This is a genomic window from Stenotrophomonas sp. PS02301, assembly GCF_029959485.1.
GTDB lineage: Bacteria > Pseudomonadota > Gammaproteobacteria > Xanthomonadales > Xanthomonadaceae > Stenotrophomonas > Stenotrophomonas maltophilia_Z.
In genome coordinates, this window is the sequence record NZ_JASCOO010000157.1 from 1 (window position 1) to 5,886 (window position 5,886).

The following is a 5,886-nucleotide window of genomic DNA, read 5'->3' on the forward strand; positions in this document are numbered from 1 at the left end:
GGCCGGCTCCGCAACAGATAGCGGGCGCGGGCCAGCGGCCGGCACTACTCTGCGTGCTGTTGGGATTTCTGCGGAGCCGGCCAGCGGCCGGCACTACCTGCGTGCTGTTGGGACTTCTGCGGAGCCGGCCAGCGGCCGGCACTACCGGCGTGCTGTTGGGATTTCTGCGGAGCCGGCCAGCGGCCGGCACTACCGGTCATGCGCATCGACCAACGGTCGATGCCTACCGTGGGCCGAGACGTCTTATCCCAACAACGTCTCCAGCACCGCCATGCGCACGGCGACGCCGTTGGCGACCTGGCGCAGCACCCACGACTGCGGGCCATCGGCCACTTCGTCGGTGACTTCCACGCCGCGGTTGATCGGGCCCGGGTGCAACACGGCGGCATCGGTGCCGGCACGCTTCAAGCGCGGGGCATCCAGGCCGTACTGCGCGTGGTACTGCTCCAGCGAGGGCACCAGGCCTTCCTCCATGCGCTCGCGCTGCAGGCGCAGCATCATCAGCGCGTCGGCGCCTTCCAGCATGGCGTCGAAATCGTCGCCGACGATGCAGCCCTTGAGGGTGTCATCATCCGGCAGCAGCGACTGCGGGCCGCACACGCGGATCTCGCCGACGCCCAGCGTGCGCAGGGCATGCAGGTCGGTGCGGGCCACGCGCGAGTGCTTCACGTCGCCGACGATGATCACCTTCATCTTCGAGAAATCACTGCCCTTGGCCTGGCGCAGGGTCAGCATGTCCAGCAGGCCCTGGGTGGGGTGCGAACTGCGGCCATCACCGGCGTTGACCAAGGCGGTGCCCTCGCCTGCCGCCGCGGCCAGCGCCGCCACCGCGCCATCATCGGGATGCCGCACCACGAAGCCGCGCACGCCCATCGCCTCCAGGTTCTTCAGCGTGTCGCAGGCGGTCTCGCCCTTGCGGGTGGAGGACGTGGAGGCGTCGAAGTTCAGCACGTCCGCGCCCAAGCGCTGCGCGGCCAACTGGAACGAGCTGCGGGTGCGCGTGGACGGTTCGAAGAACAGCGTGCAGACCGCCGAGCCACCGAGCACGTGACGCTTGTTGCCGACCCGGCCGACGGCCGCATCGCGGATCTGGCCGGCGCGGTCGAGCAGCTGCAGCAGGGTTTCGCGGGGCAGACCTTCCAGGGTCAGCAGGTGGCGCAGGCGTCCATCGGAATCGAGTTGCGAGGCGGTCATGGGCAGGGTCTGAGGGTCAGGAAACGGGGGTGGCGTCATCCGGGCAGGAGAGCCAGCGTTCGATGATCACCGCCGCGGCCACTGCATCGAGTGCAGCGGCATCGCGGCGGCGTTTGCGGCCTTCGGCGCGCTCGACCGCGAACCGGCGTGCCGCCTCGACCGAGCTGGAACGCTCATCGACCAGCACCACCGGCAGTTTGAAACGTTCCCGCAGCTGGCGGGCAAAGCCCTGCGCACGCTTGCGGTTGGGCTGGTCCTGGCCGTCCAGGGTCAGCGGGTCGCCGACCACCAGGCCGTCCGGCCGCCACTCTTTGATCAGGCGCTCCACCGCGGTCCAGTCCGGGCCGTTGCCGTGGACATCGACCACCGCGATCGCACGCGCATGGGTGCCGAACGAGCTGCCGATGGCCACGCCGATGCGGCGCGAACCGACGTCGAAGCCGAGCACCGTGCCATCACGGCGGATGGTCGGCGGCGCGGGCGCGGCGGGCGCTGGCGTGGCCGGCTCAGACATGGCCGCTGTAATCGGTGAGGCGGAACAGGTCCACGCCGATACGTGCCGCCGCACCCTGCCAACGCTGTTCGAACGGGGTGCTGAACAACAGCTCGGCGTCGGCCGGCACGGCCAGCCAGCTGTTCTCGGCCAGCTCGGATTCCAGCTGCCCCTCGCTCCAGCCGGCGCAGCCCAGGGTAACCAGCGCGTTGCGCGGGCCCTCGCCACGGGCCATGGCTTCAAGGATGTCGCGCGAGGTGGTGAGGAACACGCCCTCGCCCACGGCCAGGCTGGAATCCCAGTTGCGCGCATCGTCATGGATCACGAAGCCGCGCTCGGGATGCACCGGGCCGCCGTTGAGCACGATCTGGCCAGGCAGCGTGTCGCTGGTGGTGGTGATCTCCATCTGGGCCAGCACTTCGCCGAGGGTGTACTCGGAGGGCTGGTTGACCAGCACGCCCATGGCGCCGTTCTCGTCGTGCTGGCAGATCAGCGCCACGGTACGGGCAAAGGTGGGGTCGGTCAGCGACGGCAGCGCGACCAGCAGGTGGTGGGCAAGCGAAGTGGACAGTTCAGACATGGCCCCATTCTAGCCGCTGGCCGTGATGTGCGCTTTCGCGCTGACATAATGCAGGCCTGCACGCGTGCCCCGGCCCGCATGCCTGATCCGCCATCGCAAGGAGCTGCACGTGTCCGGTTATTGCCTCATCGCCCCCGGCCATCCGGTCCACGGCCACTACCATGACCACGAGTACGGCTTCCCGCAGCGCGAGGAGCGCGAACTGTTCGAGCGCCTGATCCTGGAGATCAACCAGGCCGGCCTGAGCTGGGAGACCATACTGAAGAAGCGCGAGGGCTTCCGCGCGGCCTACGACGGTTTCGACGTGGACACGGTAGCCGCCTATGGCGAGCGCGACATCGAGCGCCTGCTCAACGATGCCCGGATCATCCGCAACCGGCTCAAGGTGCACGCGGCGGTCCACAACGCCCAGGTGATCCAGCAACTGCGGGGCAGCCATGGCAGCTTCGTTGCCTGGCTGGATGCCCACCATCCGCTGGACAAGGCGGCCTGGGTGAAGCTGTTCAAGAAGACCTTCCGCTTCACCGGCGGGGAGATCACCGGCGAGTTCCTGATGAGCCTGGGCTACCTGCCCGGCGCGCACAGCCCGGACTGCCCGGTGTTCAAGCGCATCGACACGCTCAAGCCGGCTTGGCGCCGGAAGTGACGCACCCCGTCGTGCTGGCTGCGCTGCTCGCTGCCCTGAGCCTGCCCCCGCTGGCTGCAGCAAGCGATCTGGACGGCGTGCTGGAGCGCCTGCGCGCGGAGATCGCCGCAGTGCCCGCCGATGATCCGGCCCCGATCGATACCGTGCTGGCCCGTTACCGCGACGAGACCGGTATCGACCTGCAGATCCCGGTGGCCGGTGACAGTGATGCGCCGCTGCCCGCGCTGGTGCGCCCTGCCAACGTCACCCCGGCGGACTGGGACGCGGTGACCCGCTACCTGCGCGAGACGGATGCCCAGCACACCGTGCCGGTGGAGATGGGCGAGCTGTCGCTCTCCCTGCTCGATCTGGATGGCGACGGCCAGCGTGACCTGGTGCAGAGCGCCTACAGCGGCGGTACCGGCCTGTACACGCAGGTGGACATGCTGCGGCGGAATCCGCTGCGCGGCTTCGTGGTGCCGGACAGGCTGGACCCGCAGCGCCCTTTGGCGCAGGGCCAATACGGCCTCAGCGGGCGTGGCAGCGATCAGGGGCTGTACTGGCTGCGCATCGACGGGGTCAGCTACATCGCCTACCGCGATGGCGACTACTACGGCGATACCCTGCTGCTGAACCGGCCGTTGTCGGCGGACCCGCGCGAACGCAGTCCGACGACCCGGTTGCAGGTGCGCTACGGCCGCGAGCATCGGCTGGCCGATCCTGCGGTGCATGCCGATGGCGAACCGCTGGACGCGAACGCCACCGCAATCGCGGCCGACCGGCGCCTGCTCAAGCACATCGAGCGCCTGCTGGCCGCGCTGACCCTCGATGGCGACGGCGTGGCGCACTTTGGCGACGCGCAGGCGCGTTGCCCGGTGCCCCCCGGCACCGATCCGGGCGAGGCCGAGATCTGGCCGTGGCGCGGCGCCGGCAGCTACACCTTCGATACTGCCGCTGACACCGTGATCCGCTCGGGGAAGCAGTGCTACAGCGCCACGCTCATTGCCCTGCGCAGCAGCTATGCCGGCGACCATGCGCTGTGCTGCCAGCTGTGGTTGTACCGCGGCCCTGGCGAGCAGGTGGCCACGCTGGACCTGCGCAGCCGCCGCTGGGTCTCCGGCGTCACCGTCGTGCCGGTGCCGCCGCAGGGGGAATGACCGGGCGTCAGACGCCCATGTAGCGGCCCGGGCGGTGGTTGAACATCAGCACCAGGCTGAGCACCACCGCACCGATCGCCGAGTACATCACCTTGGATGGGGACAGCACCGAGAACGCCACGCACATCAGCAGCGTGTCGAACGACATCTGTACCTTGCCGGCGCTCCAGCCGCGGGTGCGCTGCAGGTACACCGCCAGGATGCCGATGCCGCCCAGGCTGGCCCGGTGGCGGATGTAGAACAGGATGCCCAGGCCGGCCAGCGCCCCGCCCACGATCGCCGAGTACAGCGAGCTCATGTGGGCGAAATCGGCCCAGCGCGGCAGCAGGTCGGTCAGCACGCCGCAGGCGGTGACCGCCGCGAAGGTCTTCAGGGTGAATTCCCAGCCCATGCGGCGCACGGCCACCCAGTAGAACGGCAGGTTGACCAGGACGAACACCAGGCCGAAGTTCCAGCCGAAGGTGTAGTGGGCCAGGAAGGCCAGCCCGGCCATGCCGCCGATCATCAGCCCGCCCTTGGCGAAGATCGCCAGGCCGAGCGAGGCCACCAGGGTCGCCAGGACCATGCCTTGCACGTCCTCGGCCACCGAATGGCGCAGCGCCTTCTGATCGGCCACGGTGCCGGCACTGTCCGGAGGCGGGGTCAGCGGGCCTGCGGTGACCAGGTGGCCGTCAGCGTCGTCGCACGGCGCGGGGCCATGGGAATCAAGGGACATGGGGGTGGGGGGTGTGACGTGGGGAGCGGTATTAGACACGATCGGCGTGACAGTTGCTGGGGAGATTGATTCAGCGGACTGTTCTTCACGCCCCCGCCTCGTGGCCTTGGGCTGTCTGTGCCCGGCAAGACGCGAACGCACGGCCACCTTTCATGCCGGCTGAACACCCTGTCGACGCAGCATGCACGGGTAGCACCCGCACCGCCCATCCCTCCCCCCAGGAGTTCCGTGCCATGCCCTACGTCACCACCGCCGACAAGACCGAGATCTTCTACAAAGACTGGGGCAAGGGTCAGCCCCTCGTGTTCCATCACGGCTGGCCGCTCAGCGCCGATGACTGGGACACCCAGCTGCAGTTCTTCCTGCTTCAGGGCTATCGCGTGATCGCGCACGACCGCCGCGGCCATGGCCGCTCCTCGCAGACCAGCGGCGGGCATGAGATGGACACCTACGCCGCCGACGTCAACGCGCTGGCCGATCATCTGGACCTGCGCGATGCGATCCACATCGGCCATTCCACCGGGGGTGGCGAAGTCGCGCACTATGTGGCGCAGGCCAAGCCCGGGCGCGTCGCCAAGGCCGTGCTGATCGGTGCGGTGCCGCCGATCATGGTCAAGAGCGAGGCCAACCCGGGCGGCACGCCGAAGGAGGTCTTCGATGGCTTCCGCCAGGCACTGGCCGCGGGCCGTGCGGCGTTCTACCGCGACGTGCCGATTCCGTTCTACGGCTTCAACCGCGAGGGCACGCCGCCGCAGCAGGGCATCGTCGACAACTGGTGGCGGCAAGGCATGATGGGCGCGATCAACGCGCACTACGATTGCATCAAAGCCTTCTCGGAAACCGACTTCACCGACGACCTGAAAAAGATCGACGTGCCAGTGCTGATCCTGCATGGCGATGACGATCAGATCGTGCCGATCGCGGATTCAGCGGAGCTGGCGATCAAGCTCCTCAAGCACGGTACGTTGAAGGTCTACAAAGGCTTTCCGCACGGCATGTGCACGACGCACGCGGACGTGATCAATGCGGATCTGTTGGCCTTCATTCGCGGGTGAGGCGTGTGCCGACCCACGGTCGGCACCTACCCGGGATGCGTTGCACCGGTAGCGCACGACCGTGGGT

At 68.5% G+C, this 5,886-nt stretch carries 7 protein-coding genes; 3 read left to right on the forward strand and 4 right to left on the reverse strand.

From position 1 onward, the window contains the following. Positions 1-243: 243 nt before the first annotated feature. Genes QMX81_RS20260 through QMX81_RS20270 form a run of 3 tightly spaced genes read right to left on the reverse strand, consistent with a single transcriptional unit; the run spans position 244 to position 2,267 of the window. A complete protein-coding gene (locus tag QMX81_RS20260) occupies positions 244-1,194 on the reverse strand; it encodes an aspartate carbamoyltransferase catalytic subunit (protein WP_152153555.1) in 951 nt (316 codons plus the stop codon). A 16-nt stretch (positions 1,195-1,210) separates the two neighbouring features. Further along, positions 1,211-1,708, reverse strand: a complete 498-nt coding sequence (ruvX, locus tag QMX81_RS20265; RefSeq protein ID WP_121043125.1) for a Holliday junction resolvase RuvX — start codon at positions 1,706-1,708, stop codon at positions 1,211-1,213. Next, positions 1,701-2,267 carry a YqgE/AlgH family protein gene (locus QMX81_RS20270; RefSeq protein ID WP_152153557.1) on the reverse strand — a complete coding sequence of 189 codons (567 nt, stop codon included), beginning with the start codon at positions 2,265-2,267 and terminating at the stop codon, positions 1,701-1,703. The genes ruvX and QMX81_RS20270 overlap by 8 nt, the downstream gene beginning before the upstream one ends. A gap of 109 nt (positions 2,268-2,376) precedes the next feature. Here QMX81_RS20270 and QMX81_RS20275 point away from each other — a divergent pair, with 109 nt between their 5' ends. Beyond that, a complete protein-coding gene (locus tag QMX81_RS20275) occupies positions 2,377-2,913 on the forward strand; it encodes a DNA-3-methyladenine glycosylase I (RefSeq protein ID WP_282264209.1) in 537 nt (178 codons plus the stop codon). Further along, a complete protein-coding gene (locus tag QMX81_RS20280) occupies positions 2,910-4,049 on the forward strand; it encodes a hypothetical protein (RefSeq protein WP_282264211.1) in 1,140 nt (379 codons plus the stop codon). Before QMX81_RS20275 ends, QMX81_RS20280 begins: the two co-directional genes overlap by 4 nt. A 7-nt stretch (positions 4,050-4,056) precedes the next feature. Here QMX81_RS20280 and QMX81_RS20285 read toward each other — a convergent pair whose 3' ends face one another. Beyond that, positions 4,057-4,764 carry a YitT family protein gene (locus QMX81_RS20285; protein WP_121043117.1) on the reverse strand — a complete coding sequence of 236 codons (708 nt, stop codon included), beginning with the start codon at positions 4,762-4,764 and terminating at the stop codon, positions 4,057-4,059. A gap of 233 nt (positions 4,765-4,997) precedes the next feature. Between QMX81_RS20285 and QMX81_RS20290 the strand changes: the two genes are divergently transcribed. Then, positions 4,998-5,819 carry an alpha/beta hydrolase gene (locus QMX81_RS20290; protein WP_282264213.1) on the forward strand — a complete coding sequence of 274 codons (822 nt, stop codon included), beginning with the start codon at positions 4,998-5,000 and terminating at the stop codon, positions 5,817-5,819. Positions 5,820-5,886: the final 67 nt, after the last annotated feature.